Origin of the sequence: Sphingobium sp. AP50 (assembly GCF_900109095.1) — a bacterium.
In the GTDB taxonomy this organism is placed as follows: domain Bacteria; phylum Pseudomonadota; class Alphaproteobacteria; order Sphingomonadales; family Sphingomonadaceae; genus Sphingobium.
Genome location: NZ_FNYZ01000001.1, coordinates 844,658 through 864,991, shown reverse-complemented (window position 1 = coordinate 864,991; position 20,334 = coordinate 844,658). Strand labels below are relative to the sequence as shown.

Here is a 20,334-nt window from a genome sequence, read left to right as displayed (position 1 = left end):
CCCATGACGCAAGAACAAACCGACCTGACCATCGCCAATCCGAAGATGTCGGCCCGCGACGTCAAGGTTTTCTATGGCCCCAAACAGGCGATCAAGGGCGTGTCGATCGATGTCGACATGGACCATGTCACCGCTTTCATCGGCCCGTCGGGCTGCGGCAAGTCCACCTTCCTGCGGACGCTGAACCGCATGAACGACACGGTCGCTTCGGCGCGGGTTGAAGGCGAAATCACGCTGGACGGCGAGAATATCTATGCCCCGACCATGGACGTGGTGCAGTTGCGCGCGCGGGTGGGCATGGTGTTCCAGAAGCCCAATCCCTTCCCCAAGTCGATCTATGAAAATATCGCCTATGGGCCGCGCATCCACGGCCTCGCCGCGGGCAAGGCGGACATGGACGTAATCGTCGAAAAGTCGCTGCGTCGCGCTGGCCTGTGGGACGAAGTGAAGGACCGGCTGCACGACAGCGGCACGGCCCTGTCGGGTGGTCAGCAGCAGCGGCTGTGCATCGGCCGGGCGATCGCGGTGGAGCCCGAAGTCATCCTGATGGACGAGCCCTGCTCGGCGCTCGACCCGATCGCCACGGCGAAGATCGAGGAACTGATCCACGAACTGCGCGGCCGATACGGCATCGTGATCGTGACCCATAATATGCAGCAGGCCGCCCGCGTATCACAGCGGACCGCCTTCTTCCATCTGGGCGAACTGGTCGAATATGGCGTGACGAGCGACATCTTCACCAATCCGCGCCAGGAGCGGACCAAGGACTATATCACCGGCCGTTACGGCTGATTTTGAGGCTGATCGCCGGAGAGACGAGACATGGCTGAACATACGATCAAGGCATTTGACGAGGAGATCGACCGGCTGCGCGGGCTGATCGCCGAAATGGGCGGTCGCGCGGAAGCGGCGATCGAAAATGCGATGCTGGCGCTTCAGCGGCAGGACAAGGTGCTGGCCGCCGAAGTCGTGGCCGACGACAAGCGCATCGACGCGATCGAGGCGGAAGTCGAGAAGCTGGTCATCCAGGTGATCGCCCTGCGCGCGCCCATGGCCAACGATCTGCGCGACGTGATCGCCGCGCTGAAGATCGTCAGCGTGGTGGAGCGGATCGGCGACTATGCCAAGAATATCGCCAAGCGCGTGCCGCTGATCGCCGCCAACACCCGCACGCTGGAGCCGATCTCGCTGCTGCCGTCCATGGGTCAGGTCGCGGGCGAGATGGTGCATGATGCGCTGAACGCCTTTGCCGCGCGCGACGCCGATCTGGCGCTGGCGGTGGTGAAGCGCGATCAGGTGGTCGACGATTTCTACAACAGCGTGTTCCGCACGCTCGTCACCTTCATGGTCGAAAATCCCAAGACGATCAGCGAGTGCGCGCACCTGCTGTTCATCGCCAAGAATATCGAGCGGATCGGCGACCATGCGACCAATGTCGCGGAAATGGTCTATTATGCCGCCACCGGTCAGACCCTGCCCGAGCGTGAGCGCGGCGCCGACATGCAGCCGGAGAACTGATCCATGGCACGGGCCAAGATGCTGCTGGTGGAGGATGACGCGGCGCTCGCCGAACTGCTCATCTGGCATTTCAAGCGGGAAGATTTCGACGTCGCCCATACGGTCGACGGCGAAGAGGCGCTGCTGATGGCGCAGGAGAATACGCCGGATATCGTGCTGCTCGACTGGATGGTCGAGAGCCTGTCCGGGATCGAGGTGTGCCGTCGGCTGCGCCGCATGAACGGCACCGCCAATGTGCCGATCATCATGCTGACCGCGCGCGGTGAGGAAGAGGATCGGGTCCGGGGCCTCGAAACCGGCGCGGACGATTATGTGACCAAGCCCTTCTCCCCGCGCGAACTGGTGGCGCGGGTGGGTGCGGTGCTGCGCCGCGTGCGGCCGGCGCTCGCCGGCGAGACGCTGACCTTTGCCGATGTCGAGATGGACACGGTGGGGCACAAGGTGCGGCGCGGCGGTCAGGTGATTCCGCTGGGTCCGACCGAATTCCGCCTGCTCAAGCATTTTCTGGAGCATCCCGGCTGGGTTTTTTCCCGTGAAAGACTGCTCGACAGCGTCTGGGGTCAGGACAGCGATATCGAACTGCGCACCGTGGACGTGCATATCCGCCGCCTGCGCAAGGCGATCAACGCGGACGGCCAATATCAGGACATTATCCGCACCGTGCGGTCGGCCGGCTATGCGCTGGATACCGAGGGGATGGGCTGACGCTACGCAGCCGCTATCGGAATGCAAAAGGCCTCTTCAGAGCGATCTGAGGGGGCCTTTTTGCATTCGGTTTGAACAGCATCGAATCGTACGACAAAGCAGTCGACTGGCCGTCAACAGGGGCCGGAATCTATCGGTTCGGAAAAAGAAGATGGCTGGGGCGGCAGGATTCGAACCTGCGCATGGCGGCATCAAAAGCCGCTGCCTTACCGCTTGGCGACGCCCCAGCAACGCCGATATCGCTTCGACGTGGGGACGCCATATAGCGTGTGATTGGCGAAAGGAAAGCCTAGTCATCATAGTTTGATGTCGCCAATATGCGCTCTGCCCTTTCGTCCGGATCACACGCCTTCATGTCGGTTAGCAACGCATCTCCCGCCCAGATATCGCCTGCCTCCCCGCTGTTCCTGCGCGAGGACGAAATCCGGCGCGGTATCGAGATGCTCTATTTCGGCTATTCGGCCCTCACCCGCTCGATCGACGAGGGGCTGGCAGCGCAGGGACTGGGCCGGGCGCATCATCGCGCGCTCTATTTCATCTCGCGCCAGCCTGACCTGACGGTCAAAGAGTTGCTGCGGCTGCTGGCGATCACCAAGCAATCGCTGGGCAGGGTGCTGACCGACCTGATCGATCGCGGCTATATCGAGACGCGGGCCGGGACCAGCGACCGGCGGCAGAAATTGCTGCGGCTGAGCCCCGCCGGAAAGGCGCTGGAAGCCGAACTGTTCCGCGCCTTGCGCGAAAAGATGGCCACCGCCTATGCACAGGCGGGCCAGGGATCCGTGACCGGATTCTGGCGCGTGCTGGAGGGGCTGATCCCCGAAGGCGACCGGTCGATGGTGTCCGGCTTGCACGGTCGATAAGGTCGAGGCGGCGAAACCTTCTGCGCCGCTGCGCGCTTAACCGGCTCCCATATGGATGAAAGAGGAGCCATCATGCGCACATATCTTATTGCCGCAACCGCCCTGCTGACCGCAACTGGTCTGTCCGCCTGTTCGGAAAAGGCCCAGGACAATCTGGACAATGCCGGATCGGCAATCGGCGAAGATGTGAACAATGCGGTCGATCATGCCGGTGCCAAGATCGACAACGGTCTGGATGATGCAGGCCGCGCGATCGACAATGGCGCGGCCAAGATCGGCGCGGCGACCGACAAGGCGGCGGCGGACGCAAAGCGCGAAGCGGGCGAAACCAAGCATGATGTCGGCCAGTCGCTGGAAAATGCCGGCAAGGATTTGCGCAACGAATAAAGGCAATGGGGGCCTTGAGCCTCGCGCCTATAATCTTCCCCGTTCGCTTCGAGCAGGTTCGAGCGAAGTCGAGAACCGTCTACCGAGAAGTCAGCGCGAGTGCGTTCTCTACACGTTCGAACCGGACGGACGGGGGTGCAGATTGAGCGCCCGATCCCCTAGAAAACCACATTGCGGACGAAGCGGACGGGATCGGCTTCGCGATTCGCGAACAGATAGGGGCGGTCGCTGGTGAAGATCAGGAAGTCACCGGCGGCCACCCGGCTGGGTGCCTCCCCGTCCCTTTCGACCGTCAGCACGCCTTCCATGACGTAGAGCATTTCATGCCAGTTGGCGGCATCCGCTTCGGCCGGATAGACTTCGTGCGCACCCAGCGACCATGTCCATAATTCCGCTTCCCGCGCGGCCGGGACGGTGCCGAGCAGGGTAGCGCGGCTGTCGTCGCTGATCCCGCGCCAGGCGAGGCTGTCAATCCGGCTGTTGTCGCGCATGTCCGGCGGGCGGACAAGGCGCGAGAAGCTGACGTCCAGCGCCTGCGCCAGCCGGTCAAGCGTCGACAGGCTGACATTCGCCTCCCCGCTTTCAATACCGGAGATCATGCGGCGACTAACGTCCGCCTGCGCCGCCAGCGCATCCTGACTGAGGCCGCGTTCGGCGCGCAGCGCGCGGACATTGCCCGCGACATGGGCAAGGACATCTGGCCGCTCGGGCAAGCGATCCTGCGTCGCGGCGTCTTGACTGTGCAATATAGTGCTCATAGGGCGATGTGCATTATGTTGCACAATCCCGCTCTCGACAAGCCCGCTCAGCCCCGTCTGATGATCGGCCGCCCGGAACTCGCGCTGATCGGCGTAACGGTCCTTTGGGGCGGCACCTTCCTGATCGTGCATCATGCGGTGCAGGCGACCGGGCCGTTCTTCTTCGTCGGGCTGCGTTTCGGGACGGCGGCGCTGCTGGCCCTGCCCTTTGCCCTGCCGGTGCTGCGCGGGCTGACCGCGCGGGAAATGCTGGCGGGGCTGATGATCGGGCTGGGCATCTTCATCGGCTATTCGCTCCAGACCTGGGGCCTGCAAACAATCAGCAGCAGCACGTCCGCCTTCATCACGGCGGCCTATGTGCCGCTGGTGCCGATCCTGCAATGGATCGTGTTGCGACGGCGGCCAAGGCTGGCGAGCTGGATCGGGGTGGCGCTGGCCTTTGCCGGGCTGGTGCTGATCGCTGCGCCGGAACAAGGCTTCGCGCTGGGCAAGGGCGAGGCGCTGACCCTGATCAGCACATTGGCGATCGCGCTCGAAATCATCTTCATCAGCCTGTGGGCGGGCAAGGTGAATGTCGCACGGGTGACTTTGGTGCAACTCGCCGTAACATCGCTGCTCGCCTTCGCCTGCATGGCACCGGCGGGCGAGGCCGTGCCGCCCTTTAACTGGATGGTCGTGCTGAGCGCCTGTGGCCTGGGGGCGATGACCGCGCTGATCCAGTTTGTGATGAACTGGGCGCAGCGTAGCGTCTCCCCTACCCGCGCCACGCTGATCTATGCCGGGGAGCCGGTATGGGCGGGAATCATCGGCCGTATTGCGGGGGAAAGGCTGCCCTCGACCGCGCTGGTCGGCGGCCTGTTGGTGGTGGCCGCCGTGATCGTCAGCGAAATCGAGTTCAAGCGGAAGAAGGGCTAGCGGCGAGGACAAATTCGGGATGGTGGGAAGCGAGCAAAATTAGCCCCTCCCCTTCAGGGGAGGGGCTAATGTCGTGTTCCCGCCCAAATCCGCCACTTAACGGTGCTGGAATTTATTCACGCCACCTATCCCCGCCGGAACACCGGCGCGCGTTTTTCGAAGAAGGCGGCGAAGGCTTCCTGCGCTTCGGGGGAGGAGAGGGTTTCACGGAACAGGCGGGCTTCCTCTTCCATCCGGGCGTTGAGCGCGGCGGGATCGCCCTTCATCAGGCGGCGGGCGGCAAGAAGGGCCTGTGGCGGCTTGGCCATCAACGCAGCCGCCTTGGCGCGGGCATGGGCCAGCAGGTCGTCCGCCGGGATGATCGCGGTGACGAGGCCGGCCCGGTCGGCCGCGTCGGCATCCATCGGTTCGCCCAGCAACAGCATCGCTGCCGCCTTGGCATGGCCAAGCGTCGCGGGTGCGAGCAGGCTGGAGCCAGCTTCGGGCACCAGCCCCAGATTGACGAAAGGCATGACGAAGCGCGCGTCGGGCGCGGCATAGACCAGATCGCAATGGAAGAGCATGGTCGTGCCGACACCGACCGCCAGCCCCTGCACTGCGGCGACCAGTGGCTTATCGAAGGCGGCGATCGCCTGAATGAAGGCAAAGGCAGCCGCCCCGCCCTCCGGCCCGGCCATGAAGTCCTTCAGGTCATTGCCCGCGCAAAAGGCATCCCCCTGCCCCGTGAACAGGACCGCGCCAATGTCCGGCCGCGCGGAGGCATCGGCCAGAGCGGCCGTCATGGCGCGATACATCGGGCCGGTCAGCGCATTCTTCTTGTCGGGGCGATCGAACTGAATCTCGATGACACCGTCTATTTCCATGATCCTGATACCGTCGGACACGGTCCATCCTCTCCTTCTTGGGCTCCAAGGGGAAATTGTTGGCGCAGCCGGAGCGCCGCGTCTATCCCCCGCCCAAACCGTCGCTGCCACGGGAAAGCCGATGAATCGCCTGCGCCAAGTCCTTGACCCGTTTCTGTTGCTGCTGATCGCGACCGTCGCCCTAGCGTCCGTGTTACCCGCACGGGGCGAAGGCGCGCGCATCGCCGACATGGCGGCGGACGCGGGCATCGTGCTGCTTTTTTTCCTGCATGGCGCAAAATTGTCGCGCGAGGCGATCTGGAGCGGGGCAAAAGCGTGGAAACTGCATCTGGCGACGCTCGGCACGACCTTCGTCGCCTTCCCGATTCTGGGATTGTTGATCGGGCGATTCGGCATCGTGCCGCAGGATATGCGGGCGGGCCTGCTGTTCCTGACCCTGTTACCCTCGACCGTCCAGTCCTCCATCGCCTTCACAGCGATCGCGCGGGGCAATGTGGCAGCGGCGGTCGTTAGCGCCTCCTTCTCCAACCTTCTGGGCATTTTCCTGACGCCGCTGCTGGTCGCGCTGCTGATGCAAAGGAGCGGTAGCGGGAGCCTGATTTCCCTGTCTTCGATCGAAGGGATCGTGCTGCAATTGCTGTTGCCCTTTGTCGTGGGGCATTTGCTGCGGCCGTGGATCGGCGGCTTCGTGACCCGGCACAAGAGCCTGCTGGGCAAGGTCGACCGGGGATCAATCCTGCTGGTGGTCTATGCCGCTTTCTCTGCCGCCGTGGTCGAGGGGCTGTGGTCGAAAGTGTCGGGCGCGGAATTGCTGGCGCTGGCGGGGCTGTGCATCGCGGTTCTGACGATCATTCTGCTGTTCACGCTGGCGCTGGGGCGGATGATGGGCCTGTCGCGGGAAGACGCGATCGTGCTGCAATTTTGCGGGTCGAAGAAGAGCCTTGCGTCCGGCGTGCCGATCGCCGGGGTGCTGTTTCCTGCGGCGGCGGTGGGACCGATCCTGCTGCCGATCATGCTGTTCCACCAGATCCAGTTGATGGCCTGCGCCTTTCTGGCGCGCCATTATGGGGCACGGGCGGACGATAAAAGCAACAGCGAGTGAGACATAGGAATCGACTCTGCCGGGGCGCTTTTATACATACGTAAAATATAAGATGATCAGGGGTAATCGATTTGGTTCAAGGGGTGCTGGCCGGGGATGATCCCGACGCAGGATGGAGCCTGCCGGCCTGGACCTATGCCGATCCCGAATTTTTTGCGTTGGAAGTGGAGCGGATATTCCGTCCGTCCTGGCAGATCGTCTGTCATGAGAGCGACATTCCCCTTCCCGGCGACTATCATACACTCGATTATATTAGCGAAAGCGTGATCCTGATGCGCGGCGACGATGGCGTCGTGCGCGGGTTTACCAATGTCTGCCGCCATCGCGGGGCGCGGATCGTGGATGGCGCGAGCGGCTGCGCGAAGAAGCTGGTCTGCCCCTATCATGGCTGGACCTATGAAAAGGACGGCCGCCTGTCCGGCGTGCCGATGAAGGCCAGCTATGGCGCAGACTTCGCGCTGGCCGACCATGGCCTGGCGCCTCTCGAGGTGGAGAATTGGCAGGGCTTTCTGTTCGTGCGGCTGACCAACGATGGCGGGCCTTCGGTGGCGGAAATGATGGCCCCCTATGTTGAGGAAATCGCCGCCTATCGCTTTGGCGACCTGCGCGCGCTGGGGCGGGTGACGCTGCGACCGCGCGCTGTGAACTGGAAGAATATCGGCGACAATTATTCGGACGGGCTGCATATCGCGGTCGCGCATCCGGGGCTGAAGCGGCTGATGGGCGACGGCTATGGCGTGGAAGCCTCGCTCCATGCCGACAAGATGTGGGGACCGATCCTCGATCGCCCCTCTGCCAACCTGTCCGAACGCGCCTATCAGCATTTCCTGCCATCGGTGCCGCATTTGCCGCCCGAACGGCAGCGGCTATGGACCTATTTCAAGCTGTGGCCCAATTTCGCCTTCGACATCTATCCCGACCAGGTGGATTTCATGGCCTGGCTGCCGGTGTCGCCGACGCAGACTTTGATCCGTGAGATCAGCTATGCCCTGCCGGATGATCGCCGGGAAATGCGGGCGGCCCGCTACCTCAACTGGCGGATCAACCGGCAGGTGAATGTCGAAGATACCGAATTGGTCGGGCGGGTACAGGCGGGGATGGCGTCGGCCAGCTTCACCGTCGGCCCCTTGAGCGAGCAGGAAGTGGCGCTGCGGCATTTTTGCGGGCGGGTGCGTGAGGTTATCCCGCAGGCGCGGTTGCACCGCGCGCCGGGGATGGGGTGGAGCAGCAGGGCATGAGCAAATCCTACGACGCGGTGATCATCGGCGGCGGCCATAATGGCCTTGTCTGCGCCTTCTATCTGGCGCGGGCGGGCTACAATGTCCGCATCCTGGAGCGGCGCGACGTCGTGGGCGGCGCGGCGGTGACGGAGGAATTCCACCCCGGCTTTCGCAATTCGACCGCCAGCTACACGGTCAGCCTGCTCAATCCCAAGGTCATCCGCGACATGAAGCTGGCCGACCATGGCTATCGCGTGATCGAGCGGCCGATCAGCAATTTCCTGCCGCAGGAGGATGGTGGCTATCTGAAGCTGGGCGGCGGGCTGGAGAAAACGCAGGCGGAATTCCGCAAGTTCAGCAGCAAGGATGCCGAGGCGCTGCCGGCTTATTATGATGCGCTGGAGGTTGTGGCCGATATATTGCGCGATCTGGTGCTGAAAAGTCCGCCCAATGTCGGCGACGGGCTGACCATGATCGTCGATGCGCTGAAACAGGGCCGGCGGATCGCCGGGCTTGGGATCGAGCAGCAGCGCGACGTGCTGGACCTATTCACCAAATCGGCGCGCAGCTTCCTCGATAGCTGGTTCGAGAGCGATGCGGTGAAGGCGGCGTTCGGCTTCGACGCGGTGGTGGGCAATTATGCCAGCCCCGACACGCCGGGCAGCGCCTATGTGCTGCTGCACCATGTCTTTGGCGAGGTGAACGGCAAGAAGGGCGCCTGGGGCCATAGCGTCGGCGGCATGGGCACGATCACGCAGATCATGGCGAAGGTCGTGGCGGCCATGGGCGTGGAGATCAGCCTGGAGGCCCCGGTCGCATCGGTGCTGGTGGATGGCGAGCGCGCGGTCGGGGTGAAGCTGGAAAGTGGCGAAGAGGTGATGGGCGGCGTGCTGATCGCCAATGTGGGGCCGAAATTGCTCTATGAGCGGATGATGGCCCCCGCCGACCTGCCGACCGATTTCCGCAAGCGGGTGAAGGCGTTCAAGGCGGGATCGGGCACGTTCCGCATGAATGTGGCATTGGATGCCCTGCCCGACTTCACCTGCCTGCCGGGCGTGGGGGAACATCATCAGTCGGGGATCATCATCGCGCCGACTTTGGACTATATGGACCGGGCGTTTCTGGATGCGAAGCGCGACGGCTGGTCGAAAGCGCCGATCGTGGAGATGCTGATCCCCTCGACCATAGACGACACGCTGGCCCCGGCCGGGTGCCATGTGGCGAGCCTCTTCTGCCAGCAATTTGCGCCGGAGCTGCCGGACGGCCGCCATTGGGACGATGAGCGCGAGGCGGCGGCCGATGCGATCATTGCCACGGTGGAAGCGCAGGCGCCGGGCTTTGCGAAGAGCGTGATCGCACGGCAGCTTCATTCGCCGCTGGATCTGGAACGGAAATTCGGGCTGGTCGGCGGCGACATCATGCATGGCAATCTGACGCTGGACCAGATGTGGGCGGCGCGGCCGGTGCTGGGCCATGGCGCCTATCGCGGGCCGGTGAAGGGCCTCTATATGTGCGGCGCAGGCACGCATCCGGGCGGCGGCGTGACCGGCGCGCCGGGGCATAATGCGGCGCGGGAGGTGCTGCGCGACGGGACGCTGATCGGGAAATGGCGGCGGCGCGGATAGCGCGCCTTGCCCTCCCCCGCTCGCTTCCCTAAAGCACCGGCTCATGCCCGATATCTTCATTCCTGACGCGACTCCCGAGCTGACTGGCCGGGCGTTGTTTCCGCATCGGCATCTGCTGTCGATCGCCGACCTCAAGCCCTGGGAAATCCGCTTCCTGCTGGACGAGGCCGAACATTGGGCCGCGACCAACAAGGGGCAGGCGCGCAAGCATGACGGGCGGCTGGCGGGGATGACCCAGATCAACGCCTTTTTCGAGAATAGCACGCGCACCTTGCTGTCGTTCGAGATTGCCGGCAAGCGACTGGGCGCGGATGTGGTGAACATGGCCGCCGCCACGTCCAGCCTGAAGAAGGGCGAAACGCTGATCGACACGGCGATGACGCTGAACGCCATGGCCGCCGACGTGATCGTGATCCGCCATGCCAGTTCGGGCGCGGTGCGGCTGATCGCGGACAAGGTGGACTGTCCGGTACTGAACGCGGGCGATGGCTGGCACCAGCATCCCACGCAGGCCCTGCTCGACGCGCTGACCATTCGCCGTCGCAAGGGCAGCTTCGAGGGGCTGGTCGTCGCGATCTGTGGCGACGTGCTGCACAGCCGGGTGGCGCGATCGAACATGCTGTGCCTGGCCGCGCTGGGCGCGCAGGTGCGCGCGGTGGCGCCGCCGACCCTGTTGCCGCCCGAAGTCGAGATGCTGGGCGCGACACCCTATACGCGGATGGACGAAGGGCTGGAGGGCGCGGACGTGGTGATGATGCTGCGGCTCCAGAATGAGCGGATGGACGGCGCCTTCATCCCGTCGGCGCGCGAATATCATGCGCTTTATGGCCTGACGCCGGAACGGCTGGCGATCGCCAAGCCCGACGCGCTGGTCATGCATCCCGGCCCGATGAACCGGGGCGTGGAAATCACCAGCACGGTGGCCGACCATCCCGACCGATCCGCCATCACCGAGCAGGTGGCGATGGGCGTGGCGGTGCGCATGGCGTGCCTTGACGTACTGACGCGCAGTGCGCGTGGCGTGGAGGGCTGGGCATGAGCAAGATTGCAATCATCAACGGCAAGCTGGCCGATCCCGCCGGTGACGCGCTGACGCCCGGCACCGTGCTGATCGAGGGCGACCGGATCGTCGCGACGGGCACGGTCGATGTGCCGGCCGATACGCAGACGATCGACGCGCAGGGGCTGGTGGTCGCACCGGGCCTGATCGATCTGGGCGTGTTCGCCACCGACAAGCCGGCCTTTCACTTTGGCGGGATCACGCGCGCGGCGCTGATGCCGGACCAGCGCGCGCCGCTGGACGAGGTCGGCCTGATCCGCGAGGCAACGCGCGCGGGCAAGCCCGATTTCTGGGTCCACCCGATCGCGGCGGCGACGCGGGGCCTCAAAGGGACCGAAATGGCCGAAATCGGCCTGATGCAGATGGCCGGAGCCAAGGCCGTGGGCACCGGGCGCCAGTGGATCGCCGATTCGGGCGTGATGCTGCGCGTGCTGGCCTATGCCAGCGGGCTGGGCCTGACGGTCATCGCCCATGCCGAGGATGGCGGGCTGACGGCCAAGGCTGTGGCGACCAGCGGCGAGACGGCGACGCGGCTGGGTCTGCCCCACGCGCCCGCCTGTGCCGAGGCGATGGCGATCGCCCGCGACCTGATGCTGGTGCGCCAGACCGGGGCGGCGATCCATTTCCGGCTGGTGACGACGAAGGCGGGCTTCGATCTGATCCGCGCCGCCAAGGCGGAGGGGCTGAAGGTCACATGCGGCATCAGCCCGGCCTATCTCTATCTCAACGATCAGGCGGTGACGGATTTCCGCACCTTTGCCCGCCTGTCCCCGCCACTGCGCGACGAGCGTGACCGGCAGGCCTGCCTCGCGGCGGTGGCCGACGGGACGGTCGACGTCATCACCTCCAGCCATGATCCGCGCGGGCCGGAGGACAAGCGCCTGCCCTTCGCCGACGCTTCGCCCGGCATGGCGGGGGCGGAAACGCTGCTGGCGCTGTCGCTCAATCTGGTGCGCGACGGACAGTTGTCAATCAACCGGCTGATGACACTGCTGAGCGCCAATCCGGCGAAGATATTGGGCGTGGACGCTGGCAGCTTTGCGAGCGGTAGCGCGGCCGACCTGATCTTCATCGATCCCGATGCGCCGTGGATCGTGGATTCGGGCAAGATGGCGGCGGCGGCGGGCAACACCCCGTTCGACCGCCTGCCGGTACAGGGCCGCGCGCGGCGGATCATGAAGGGTGGGCTGTTCCGGTAGGCCGGATAGGCGGGGCCGGCGCTTAACTTCGCATATGTCCCGTATATTCTGAAATTTTGTAACGGTTAGGTGATCCTATCGGAAAGCGGTGTGCGCTGCGATCGGCAGCGCTTGGGCGATTGTAGCAGATGGGCGGCCGGTAGGACAAAGCGGCGGGGAATGGAGGCTATTTGAGCATCTCACATCCCACCGGCAGTTCGACCGGGTTCGCGGCGAACGGAAAATATAAGGCTTGGAAGAGACTATCAGAAGTCATCGCGACATGCATGAGGTTCAGCAGTTCGCGTGTAGAGGACAGTTCCCCCAATGGCGGCTACCTTGAATTGGCCCGCATACTCCTCCGGATGCCGCACTCTGTTACGGTTCTTGCCGTTTGCAGGCAATAATGGCCAAAAATATCCAACGCCATCTCGATCAACGAATATATAGCGCCCATCAGGTTGACGGGAGAGTGCGAGGGCTGGCTTTACGCTAAGTTGATAGCTCGTCTTTGATGCTCCGGCGACATAGCTGAACTTGCGCTTCGCAGGCTCAATAATATGGATCGCATCATCGCGGATCAATAAAGCTGGCGCGTTCGGAGCGGCATAGCAACCGTAAACTGAAATCCGGTCGATCGGTTCAGAGCGACCAAGGACGACCATCAAAAACATCGGCACAATCATGGCTGCTGCGATCATACTCCAGCCCGCCAATTGAGCTCTGAAAGACATCCCTGAGAAAAAGCCATTCATTATCGAGCGCCTAAGTTAAGCGGCGCCCCCGTGCAATCATATAAGGTCCGTTTTCACTGGCGGTTCCCGCGAAAGCTGGCCCCCATCTCCGACCTACCAGCAAAATGAAGAGCCGAGACATGCCCCTCCATCTGCGCGGCGATGACCGTGTGGGGTTGCTCCACCCCAGTCCCCTTCTTCTCCGCCTTCCAAGGGAACCCCCTTCCCCTTCGCGCGCTTGCCCTGTTGAATAGCAGGGGATGATGATGACCGATCGAATCGCGCAACAGGTGCATGTCGACGCGCCGTGGAAGATTCCGCCGCGGGCCTGGTGGGAGATTTTGAAACGCGTCTATGCCGCCATGTCGGGCAATCATCTGGGCCTGTTGTCGGCCGGTGTCGCTTATTATGCCTTCCTGTCGATCGCGCCGTTGCTGGCGGCCGTAGTGCTGACCTATGGGCTGATCGGCGACCCCTCGCTGGTGCAGCGGCATATGGCAGCGATCATTACCGTGGTGCCGAGCGACGCCGCGCAGATCATCAACGATCAGTTGATCGGCGTGGTATCCGCGGCCAAAGGGACGACCGGCCTTGGCCTCGTCATGGCGCTAGCGCTGGCCGTCTATGGCGCGACGCGCGCGGCGACCGCGATCATGGAGGCGCTCAATATCGTCTATGCATCCAAGGAATCGCGCGGCATCATCGCCCTCTATCGCGTGTCGATGGGCATCACCTTTTCCGCCGTACTGGTGGTGGTGGCGGGCGTAATCACCGCGACGATCATCGGCCTTGTCCAGAAATTGCTGACTGGCTGGGGTGGCGGCGTCATCTTTGCGATCAAGGCGACGACATGGGTGTGCGCCGGGCTGCTGGCCAGTACGATCTTCGGGCTGATCTATCGTTTCGGGCCGCACCGGCGCAAGGCGCAGTGGCAATGGCTGACGGTGGGATCGGTGACGGCCACACTGTTCTGGCTAGTGGTGACGCTGGGCGTATCCTTCTATGTCTCGCGCTTCGGCAATTATAACGAGACTTATGGATCGCTGGGCGCGGTGGTGGTGTTGCAACTGTGGCTGTTCGTGTCCGCCTATGTCGTGTTGCTGGGCGCGCAGATCAACGCGGAGGCCGAGCGGCAGACCAGCGTGGACACGCAGGTCGCGGAGCCGATGCAAAAAGCCGCATAATGGCGCTTGCCCTCCCCGACAGCCCGCGCTAAAGCGCCCTCCTTCGCTGGTCCCGGCCAGTGCAGGAGTGTAGCTCAGTTGGTAGAGCGTCGGTCTCCAAAACCGAATGCCGTGGGTTCGAGTCCCTCCACTCCTGCCAAGCGAACTGGCCGCGATCCCTTGAAAAACCATGGGTTCGCGGCTAGGTGCGCTTAGCGAAGCATGGATCGCGGAGCATGCGGTCGCACCCCCGGACGCTGAAACAAAGCGGGATCGGGAGGGCGGACTGTTGCTTCGCGAATTGGTGTTGGTTCAAGGTTCAAGAAGGCAGGCGATGGCGAAGGTTTCCCCCGGCGAATTCGTCAATCAGGTTCAGACCGAAGCGAAGAAGATCGTGTGGCCGACCGGCCGCGAAACGGTGATGACCGGCGTGATGGTCGTCATCATGACGACGCTGCTGGGCCTCTTCTTCTTTGGCATCGACACCTTCTTCGGCGCGATCGTTCAGTGGTTGCTGAGCGTGGCAGCCGGCCAGGCCTGATTTTAGGCTAATTGGGAGTTTGAGACGGTAACATGGCGCGCTGGTACATCATCCACGCCTATTCGGGCTTCGAAAACAAGGTCAAGGAATCGATCCTGTCCGAAGCCGAGCGCATGGGCCTCTCCCAACTGGTCGAGCAGGTGGAAGTCCCCACCGAGACCGTGACCGAAGTCAAGCGCGGCAAGAAGGTCCAGGTCGAACGCAAGTTCATGCCCGGCTATGTCCTCGCCAAGCTGGCAATGAACGACGACATCTATCACCTGGTCAAGAATACGCCCAAGGTGACGGGCTTCCTGGGATCGAGCGGCAAGCCGCAGGCGATCAGTGAATCCGATGCCGCCCGCTATTTCGGCGCCCAGAAGGAAGCCGAAGCCGCCCCCAAGCACAAGGTCAATGTCGATTACGAAATCGGCGACAGCGTCAAGGTGCTGGACGGCCCCTTCGCCAGCTTCAACGGCGTGGTCGAGGAACTGGATTTCGAAAAGAACCGGGTCAAGGTGTCGGTGTCGATCTTCGGTCGCGCCACCCCGGTCGAACTGGACTTCGAACAGGTCGAACTGTCGAAATAAGCCGCCGCGAGACGGTTTTCAAAAAGGGTCGCCTTTTCTTCGGATCGGCGGCCCTTTTGCCGTAAAGAGCAGGTCGAACAAGGGTTTGTCGCACATGTCGACAGACCCCCTTTCTTTTCATGGCGAACATCGCTATAGGCCCGCGCTTCCGTGCCGCCCCTGGGTAGCCGGACCATGTGCGGGAGGTTGTTTTCGTAACGACCGTTCGACCGCTAAACTTGAACCGGGCGGCATGCTTGCCAAGTCGCCCAGCTAAAGAGTGAGTGACAATGGCCAAGAAGATTACGGGCTATATCAAACTCCAGGTGCCCGCTGGAGAAGCAAAGCCCGCCCCGCCGATCGGCCCTGCCCTGGGTCAGCGCGGCGTGAACATCATGGAATTCTGCAAGGCGTTCAACGCCCAGACCGCGAACATGGACAAGGGCACCCCGCTGCCCACCATCATCACCGTCTATGCAGACCGCAGCTTCACCTTCATCATGAAGCAGCCGCCCGCCACCTATCTGATCAAGAAGGCGATCAACCTGAAGTCGGGTTCCAAGGAACCGGGCAAGGTCGTCGCCGGCAAGATCACCCGTGCGCAGCTTGCTGACATCGCCCAGTCGAAGATGGTCGACCTGAACGCGAACGACATCGACGCAGCGACGAAGATCATCGAAGGCTCCGCTCGCGCGATGGGCCTCGAAGTGGTGGAGGGCTAAGAGCATGGCAAAGGTCACCAAGAAGGCGAAGGCCCTGTCCGCCGCCATCAACAAGGAAAAGCTGCACGGCGTTGACGAAGCGCTGGGCCTGATCAAGACCCACGCGACCGCCAAGTTCGACGAAAGCGTCGAAATCGCGATCAACCTGGGCGTCGATCCGCGTCACGCCGACCAGATGGTCCGTGGCGTCGTCACCCTGCCCGCCGGCACCGGCAAGGACGTTCGCGTCGCCGTGTTCGCTCGCAACGACAAGGCTCAGCAGGCGCTCGACGCCGGTGCCGACATCGTGGGCGCCGAAGACCTGCTCGAATCGATCCAGGCTGGCAACATCGACTTCCAGCGCGTCATCGCCACCCCTGACATGATGGGTCTGGTGGGTCGCCTGGGTAAGGTGCTGGGTCCCAAGGGCCTGATGCCGAACCCGAAGCTGGGCACCGTGACGCCGAACGTCGCCGAAGCCGTGAAGGCCGCCAAGGGTGGTCAGATCGAATTCCGCGTCGAAAAGGCCGGCATCATCCACGCTGGTCTGGGCAAGTCGAGCTTCACCGCCGAAGACCTGCGCAAGAATTTCGACGCCTTCGTCGACGCGATCGTCAAGGCGAAGCCGTCGGGTTCGAAGGGCAAATATGTCCGCAAGATCGCCCTGTCGTCCTCGATGGGCCCGGGCGTGAAGGTCGACGTGGCGGAAGTCGCTTCGGTCTGATCCTGCACGGATAAGTGATAAAGGGGCCGCCTTCCCTCCTTGCGGGGGAAGGCGGCCTTCTTATTTTGGGGCTGGTTACCCAAGCCTTCGTGGCAAAACCATGCTCCTGCGAAAGCAGGAGCCTAGGAACCCAGGTGACGCGCTCAACCCTGGGCTCCTGCTTTCGCAGGAGCACAAGAGCAATCGTATCCGTCGGGAATGGCGGGTCGCTTTTACCGATGGAAAACAAGAATATGGCATTTGAATTTCTCCCCGCCCTCCTGTCGCAGGCGCTGACTACCAAAGGGTATGAAGCGCTGACCCCCGTCCAGTCGGAAGTGACGCAGGAGGAAGCGCATGGCCGCGACCTGCTGGTGTCGGCACAGACCGGATCGGGCAAGACCGTCGCCTTCGGCCTGGCCATGGCCGGCGAATTGCTGGGCGAAGAAGAAAGGCTGCCCGTGGCCGGGCTGCCGCTGGCGCTGGTGATCGCGCCGACGCGCGAACTGGCGTTGCAGGTCAGCCGCGAACTGGAATGGCTCTATGGCGCGGCGCGCGCCCGTATCGCGACCTGCGTGGGCGGCATGGACGCCGCCAAGGAACGCCGCGCGCTCAGCCACGGCGCGCACATCGTCGTCGGTACGCCGGGCCGCCTGCGCGACCATCTGGAACGCGGCGCGCTCGACCTGTCGGCCATGCGTACCGTCGTGCTGGACGAAGCCGACGAAATGCTCGACATGGGCTTCCGCGAAGATCTGGAAGGCATTCTCGACAGCGCGCCGGAAGGCCGCCGCACCCTGCTCTTCTCGGCCACCATGCCCAAGCCGATCGTGGCGATGGCCAAGCGCTACCAGCAGGACGCGCTGCGCATCTCCACCGTCAGCGAAGAACGCGGCCATGGCGACATCAGCTATCAGGCGCTGACGGTTGCGCCGTCCGACATCGAAAATGCGGTGGTGAACCTGCTGCGTTATCATGAGGCGGAGACGGCGATCCTGTTCTGCGCCACGCGCGACAATGTGCGTCATCTGCACAGCAGCCTGACCGAGCGTGGTTTTGCCGCCGTGGCGCTGTCGGGCGAACATAGCCAGAATGAGCGTAACCATGCGTTGCAGGCGCTGCGCGACAAGCGCGCCCGTGTGTGCGTGGCGACTGACGTGGCCGCGCGCGGCATCGACCTTCCCTCGCTGACGCTGGTGGTCCATGTGGAACTGCCGCGCGACGCCGAGACGATGCAGCATCGGTCGGGCCGTACCGGTCGCGCCGGCAAGAAGGGCACCGCCGTCCTGATCGTCCCCTATCCGCGTCGCCGCCGTGTCGAATCGATGCTGCGCGGGGCGAAGATTCCGGTCGAATGGGGCACCCCGCCGAGCAAGGAAGCGATTCTGGAGCAGGACAATCTGCGCCTGCGGTCGACCCTGATGGAAAAGGCGGAACTGGACGAGGCGGATTGGGCGCTGGGCGCCGAACTGCTGGCCGAAAAGTCCGCCAAGGAAATCGCGGCGATGCTGGTCAGGAGCGCCCGTGCAGCCCTGCCCGCGCCTGAAGAGCTGCTGGATCGCAGCGAAGCGCCAGCGCGCAATGACGGGCCGCGTCCGGGCTTTGAGGACACCCAGTGGTTCCGCATGGACATTGGTCGTCGCCAGAATGCCGATCCGCGCTGGATCCTGCCGCTGATCTGCCGTCGTGGCCATGTGTCGCGTCAGGATATTGGCGCGATCCGCATCACCGCCGACGAGACGATGTTCGAAATTCCCCGGACGATCGCCAGCCGCTTCCTGTCGGCGGTCAAGCGTAGCGGCGAAGCGAATGACGAGGGCGCGGATGTCGCGTTCGAGATGATCGACGGCGCACCGCGCGAACAGGCCCGCGAGCATAAGCGCGCTGGCGGTCGGCCGAACGATCGTGGTCCGCGCCCGGCAGCGCATGCGCCCCGTCCGTTCAAGGGCGGCCCCAAGCGTCCGGGTGGCCCCGGCGGCCATGGCGGCCCGCGTCGTCCGCGCGGCTGATAATCAAATGATGTTGGCGGGTGGAGCGATCTCCACCCGCCATTTTTATATCAACTCACGCCACAGAGCGTGAGCATGCGGCCCGCCAGTTCGCGTTCGCCCATGACGACATGGGGCACACCCAGCCCCTCCAGATGCGCGACCTCCGCATCGCTGTGCGCGCGGGCGATGACTTGCAGCTTGTCGTTCAGGTGGCGGGCATGTTCATGGATGGCGCCGCCTTCGAACCCCTCCGGCACGGCGATCAGCAGGTGGCGCGCTTCGCAGATGCCGGCGGCGAGCAAATGCTTGTCCTCCAGCGCATTGCCCTTCACCACGGACAGGCCGGCTTCCTGCGCCTCCTCGACCTTTTCGGCGTCACCCTCCACGATCACGAAATGGACGTTGCGCTCGTGCAGGCGCGCGGCGATCAGCTTGCCGACGCGGCCATAGCCGACGAGGATGACGTGACCCATGCGCGGCCGGTCCGGCTGCTTCTGCGCCTCGCCCTCATCATCCGCCCGCTCATGCTTGCGCACGATCATCGAGAAGAGGATGGGGTTGAGGAAGATCGACGCCATTGCACCGGCCAGGATCAGATCGCGCGCATCTTCCGGCAGGACGCCCAGCCCGGTGCCCAGTGAGGCGAGGATGAAGGAGAATTCGCCGATCTGCGCAAGGCTGGCGGCGATGGTCAGCGCGGTGACATTGGCATGGCCGAAGGCGCGCACGATGCCCCAGGCGGCGATCGACTTGCCGATGACGATGATGAGGATGGTGGCGAGCAACGGCAGCGGCTGTTCCACCACGATGGAGGGATTGAAGAGCATCCCCACCGACACGAAGAAGAGCACGGCGAAAGCGTCACGCAGGGGGAGCGTTTCCTCCGTCGCGCGGCGGCTGAGCGGCGTTTCGCCCAGAATCATGCCCGCGAAGAAGGCGCCCAGCGCGAAGGAAACATCGAAGGCCAGCGCCGCGCCGAAAGCGACGCCCAAGGCGATGGCGAGGACCGCCAGGCGGAATAGTTCCCGCGATCCGGTATGGACGACCCAGTGCAGCGCCCAGGGGATGACGCGACGGCCAACGATCAGCATGAGCGCAACGAAGCCGGCAACCTTCAGCAGGGTGCCTAGCAGCGGCGCGATCAGGGCAGAGGCTCCTGCCCCGTCGGCACTGTTCATGACGCTGGCGAGGGCGGGCAGCAGGACGAGGGCGAGGACCATCACCAGATCCTCCACGATCAGCCAGCCCACCGCGATTCGCCCGCGCCGGGTTTCGACCAGATCAGCGCCCTGAAGCGCACGCAGCAGGACGACCGTACTGGCCACCGAGAGGGCCAGGCCGAAGACGATGCCGCCCATCAGGCCCCAGCCCATCAGATGCGCCAGCCCCATGCCCAGCAGCGTCGCCACGCCGATCTGGACCAGTGCGCCGGGCACGGCGATATTCTTGACCGAGAGAAGGTCTTTCAGGGAGAAATGCAGGCCGACCCCGAACATCAGCAATATGACGCCGATTTCGGCCAGTTCATTGGCCAGCCCTGCGTCAGCGACGAAGCCGGGCGTGAAGGGGCCGACCATGATGCCGGCGATCAGATAGCCGACCAGCGGCGAGAGTTTGAGGCGATGGGCGATGGCGCCCATGATGAAGGCGACGACAAGGCCGGCAACGATAGTGCCGATCAGGGGCGTGTGATGGGGCATAGATGCCTTTCGATCCTGTCGCCGGACGCTGAAAAGAAGCGTCCGGCGGGAAATTAACA

General features: G+C 63.8%; 21 protein-coding genes and 2 tRNA genes. 18 read left to right on the top strand and 5 right to left on the bottom strand.

Annotation, left to right across the window (positions count from 1 at the left end; all coding sequences use genetic code 11):
• The first annotated feature begins 3 nt into the window (after positions 1-3).
• From pstB to phoB, 3 genes are read left to right on the top strand one after another with little or no spacing between them, the layout of a single operon-like run.
• Positions 4-792 (top strand): phosphate ABC transporter ATP-binding protein PstB, encoded by a 789-nt coding sequence (pstB, locus tag BMY84_RS04335; protein WP_093080926.1) that lies wholly within the window; start codon positions 4-6, stop codon positions 790-792.
• A gap of 30 nt (positions 793-822) precedes the next feature.
• Positions 823-1,518 carry a phosphate signaling complex protein PhoU gene (gene phoU / locus BMY84_RS04330; RefSeq protein WP_093080924.1) on the top strand — a complete coding sequence of 232 codons (696 nt, stop codon included), beginning with the start codon at positions 823-825 and terminating at the stop codon, positions 1,516-1,518.
• 3 nt (positions 1,519-1,521) lie between these two features.
• Positions 1,522-2,223, top strand: a complete 702-nt coding sequence (gene phoB, locus BMY84_RS04325) for a phosphate regulon transcriptional regulator PhoB (RefSeq protein ID WP_093013412.1) — start codon at positions 1,522-1,524, stop codon at positions 2,221-2,223.
• 152 nt (positions 2,224-2,375) lie between these two features.
• Here the strand turns inward: phoB and BMY84_RS04320 are convergent.
• Positions 2,376-2,450: transfer RNA gene (locus BMY84_RS04320), tRNA-Gln, on the bottom strand.
• 126 nt (positions 2,451-2,576) lie between these two features.
• On the opposite strand from BMY84_RS04320, the gene BMY84_RS04315 reads away from it, so the two are divergent.
• Both BMY84_RS04315 and BMY84_RS04310 read left to right on the top strand, forming a co-directional pair.
• Positions 2,577-3,086, top strand: a complete 510-nt coding sequence (locus tag BMY84_RS04315) for a MarR family winged helix-turn-helix transcriptional regulator (RefSeq protein ID WP_093080921.1) — start codon at positions 2,577-2,579, stop codon at positions 3,084-3,086.
• Between the two features lie 72 nt (positions 3,087-3,158).
• Positions 3,159-3,473: a hypothetical protein gene (locus BMY84_RS04310; RefSeq protein WP_093080919.1), complete on the top strand. Its 315-nt coding sequence runs from the start codon at positions 3,159-3,161 to the stop codon at positions 3,471-3,473.
• A gap of 158 nt (positions 3,474-3,631) precedes the next feature.
• Here BMY84_RS04310 and BMY84_RS04305 read toward each other — a convergent pair whose 3' ends face one another.
• Positions 3,632-4,219, bottom strand: coding sequence for a helix-turn-helix domain-containing protein (locus tag BMY84_RS04305; protein ID WP_256215046.1), 588 nt, complete (start codon positions 4,217-4,219; stop codon positions 3,632-3,634).
• A 27-nt stretch (positions 4,220-4,246) separates the two neighbouring features.
• Here BMY84_RS04305 and BMY84_RS04300 point away from each other — a divergent pair, with 27 nt between their 5' ends.
• Complete coding sequence (locus BMY84_RS04300; RefSeq protein ID WP_093080914.1) at positions 4,247-5,146, top strand: DMT family transporter; 900 nt, start codon at positions 4,247-4,249, stop codon at positions 5,144-5,146.
• A 125-nt stretch (positions 5,147-5,271) separates the two neighbouring features.
• Here the strand turns inward: BMY84_RS04300 and BMY84_RS04295 are convergent, their stop codons facing one another.
• Positions 5,272-6,030: an enoyl-CoA hydratase-related protein gene (locus BMY84_RS04295; protein ID WP_093080911.1), complete on the bottom strand. Its 759-nt coding sequence runs from the start codon at positions 6,028-6,030 to the stop codon at positions 5,272-5,274.
• Positions 6,031-6,130: 100 nt separating this feature from the next.
• Between BMY84_RS04295 and BMY84_RS04290 the strand changes: the two genes are divergently transcribed.
• From BMY84_RS04290 to BMY84_RS04270, 5 genes are all read left to right on the top strand, one after another.
• A complete protein-coding gene (locus tag BMY84_RS04290; protein ID WP_093080909.1) occupies positions 6,131-7,111 on the top strand; it encodes a bile acid:sodium symporter family protein in 981 nt (326 codons plus the stop codon).
• Positions 7,112-7,182: 71 nt separating this feature from the next.
• Positions 7,183-8,349 carry an aromatic ring-hydroxylating oxygenase subunit alpha gene (locus BMY84_RS04285; protein WP_177203888.1) on the top strand — a complete coding sequence of 389 codons (1,167 nt, stop codon included), beginning with the start codon at positions 7,183-7,185 and terminating at the stop codon, positions 8,347-8,349.
• Entirely contained in the window at positions 8,346-9,956 is a 1,611-nt protein-coding gene (locus tag BMY84_RS04280) for a phytoene desaturase family protein (RefSeq protein WP_093080903.1), read from the top strand. Before BMY84_RS04285 ends, BMY84_RS04280 begins: the two co-directional genes overlap by 4 nt.
• A 43-nt stretch (positions 9,957-9,999) precedes the next feature.
• Entirely contained in the window at positions 10,000-10,995 is a 996-nt protein-coding gene (locus tag BMY84_RS04275; protein WP_093080900.1) for an aspartate carbamoyltransferase catalytic subunit, read from the top strand.
• Positions 10,992-12,215 carry a dihydroorotase gene (locus tag BMY84_RS04270; protein WP_093080897.1) on the top strand — a complete coding sequence of 408 codons (1,224 nt, stop codon included), beginning with the start codon at positions 10,992-10,994 and terminating at the stop codon, positions 12,213-12,215. The genes BMY84_RS04275 and BMY84_RS04270 overlap by 4 nt, the downstream gene beginning before the upstream one ends.
• 245 nt (positions 12,216-12,460) lie before the next feature.
• Here the strand turns inward: BMY84_RS04270 and BMY84_RS04265 are convergent, their stop codons facing one another.
• Entirely contained in the window at positions 12,461-12,949 is a 489-nt protein-coding gene (locus BMY84_RS04265; protein WP_143074977.1) for a hypothetical protein, read from the bottom strand.
• A 245-nt stretch (positions 12,950-13,194) separates the two neighbouring features.
• Here BMY84_RS04265 and BMY84_RS04260 point away from each other — a divergent pair, with 245 nt between their 5' ends.
• The 7 genes from BMY84_RS04260 to BMY84_RS04230 all read left to right on the top strand — a co-directional run bounded on the left by BMY84_RS04260 (position 13,195) and on the right by BMY84_RS04230 (position 18,593).
• On the top strand, positions 13,195-14,112 hold the full coding sequence (locus tag BMY84_RS04260) for a YihY/virulence factor BrkB family protein (RefSeq protein WP_093081734.1): 918 nt from the start codon (positions 13,195-13,197) through the stop codon (positions 14,110-14,112).
• Positions 14,113-14,175: 63 nt separating this feature from the next.
• Positions 14,176-14,251, top strand: a tRNA-Trp gene (locus BMY84_RS04255).
• A gap of 174 nt (positions 14,252-14,425) precedes the next feature.
• Positions 14,426-14,632, top strand: coding sequence for a preprotein translocase subunit SecE (gene secE / locus BMY84_RS04250; RefSeq protein ID WP_093080891.1), 207 nt, complete (start codon positions 14,426-14,428; stop codon positions 14,630-14,632).
• Positions 14,633-14,664: 32 nt separating this feature from the next.
• On the top strand, positions 14,665-15,201 hold the full coding sequence (nusG, locus tag BMY84_RS04245; protein WP_093013452.1) for a transcription termination/antitermination protein NusG: 537 nt from the start codon (positions 14,665-14,667) through the stop codon (positions 15,199-15,201).
• 269 nt (positions 15,202-15,470) lie between these two features.
• Positions 15,471-15,902: a 50S ribosomal protein L11 gene (gene rplK, locus BMY84_RS04240; protein ID WP_093080888.1), complete on the top strand. Its 432-nt coding sequence runs from the start codon at positions 15,471-15,473 to the stop codon at positions 15,900-15,902.
• Between the two features lie 4 nt (positions 15,903-15,906).
• Positions 15,907-16,605: a 50S ribosomal protein L1 gene (rplA, locus tag BMY84_RS04235; protein WP_093080885.1), complete on the top strand. Its 699-nt coding sequence runs from the start codon at positions 15,907-15,909 to the stop codon at positions 16,603-16,605.
• A 233-nt stretch (positions 16,606-16,838) separates the two neighbouring features.
• Positions 16,839-18,593, top strand: a complete 1,755-nt coding sequence (locus tag BMY84_RS04230; RefSeq protein ID WP_093081730.1) for a DEAD/DEAH box helicase — start codon at positions 16,839-16,841, stop codon at positions 18,591-18,593.
• 50 nt (positions 18,594-18,643) lie between these two features.
• Here BMY84_RS04230 and ybaL read toward each other — a convergent pair whose 3' ends face one another.
• Positions 18,644-20,275 (bottom strand): YbaL family putative K(+) efflux transporter, encoded by a 1,632-nt coding sequence (gene ybaL / locus BMY84_RS04225; protein ID WP_093080883.1) that lies wholly within the window; start codon positions 20,273-20,275, stop codon positions 18,644-18,646.
• Positions 20,276-20,334: the final 59 nt, after the last annotated feature.

What these genes read in the sequence shown, in the direction of transcription:
- BMY84_RS04275 (WP_093080900.1), top strand. Translation starts at nt 10,000, where the DNA reads ATGCCCGATATCTTCATTCCTGACGCGACTCCCGAGCTGACTGGCCGG.
- BMY84_RS04265 (WP_143074977.1), bottom strand. Translation starts at nt 12,949, where the DNA reads ATGAATGGCTTTTTCTCAGGGATGTCTTTCAGAGCTCAATTGGCGGGC.
- secE (WP_093080891.1), top strand. Translation starts at nt 14,426, where the DNA reads ATGGCGAAGGTTTCCCCCGGCGAATTCGTCAATCAGGTTCAGACCGAA.
- phoU (WP_093080924.1), top strand. Translation starts at nt 823, where the DNA reads ATGGCTGAACATACGATCAAGGCATTTGACGAGGAGATCGACCGGCTG.
- ybaL (WP_093080883.1), bottom strand. Translation starts at nt 20,275, where the DNA reads ATGCCCCATCACACGCCCCTGATCGGCACTATCGTTGCCGGCCTTGTC.
- pstB (WP_093080926.1), top strand. Translation starts at nt 4, where the DNA reads ATGACGCAAGAACAAACCGACCTGACCATCGCCAATCCGAAGATGTCG.
- BMY84_RS04230 (WP_093081730.1), top strand. Translation starts at nt 16,839, where the DNA reads ATGGCATTTGAATTTCTCCCCGCCCTCCTGTCGCAGGCGCTGACTACC.
- BMY84_RS04315 (WP_093080921.1), top strand. Translation starts at nt 2,577, where the DNA reads ATGTCGGTTAGCAACGCATCTCCCGCCCAGATATCGCCTGCCTCCCCG.
- phoB (WP_093013412.1), top strand. Translation starts at nt 1,522, where the DNA reads ATGGCACGGGCCAAGATGCTGCTGGTGGAGGATGACGCGGCGCTCGCC.
- BMY84_RS04270 (WP_093080897.1), top strand. Translation starts at nt 10,992, where the DNA reads ATGAGCAAGATTGCAATCATCAACGGCAAGCTGGCCGATCCCGCCGGT.
- nusG (WP_093013452.1), top strand. Translation starts at nt 14,665, where the DNA reads ATGGCGCGCTGGTACATCATCCACGCCTATTCGGGCTTCGAAAACAAG.
- rplK (WP_093080888.1), top strand. Translation starts at nt 15,471, where the DNA reads ATGGCCAAGAAGATTACGGGCTATATCAAACTCCAGGTGCCCGCTGGA.
- BMY84_RS04260 (WP_093081734.1), top strand. Translation starts at nt 13,195, where the DNA reads ATGACCGATCGAATCGCGCAACAGGTGCATGTCGACGCGCCGTGGAAG.
- BMY84_RS04280 (WP_093080903.1), top strand. Translation starts at nt 8,346, where the DNA reads ATGAGCAAATCCTACGACGCGGTGATCATCGGCGGCGGCCATAATGGC.
- BMY84_RS04300 (WP_093080914.1), top strand. Translation starts at nt 4,247, where the DNA reads ATGTTGCACAATCCCGCTCTCGACAAGCCCGCTCAGCCCCGTCTGATG.
- BMY84_RS04290 (WP_093080909.1), top strand. Translation starts at nt 6,131, where the DNA reads ATGAATCGCCTGCGCCAAGTCCTTGACCCGTTTCTGTTGCTGCTGATC.
- rplA (WP_093080885.1), top strand. Translation starts at nt 15,907, where the DNA reads ATGGCAAAGGTCACCAAGAAGGCGAAGGCCCTGTCCGCCGCCATCAAC.
- BMY84_RS04310 (WP_093080919.1), top strand. Translation starts at nt 3,159, where the DNA reads ATGCGCACATATCTTATTGCCGCAACCGCCCTGCTGACCGCAACTGGT.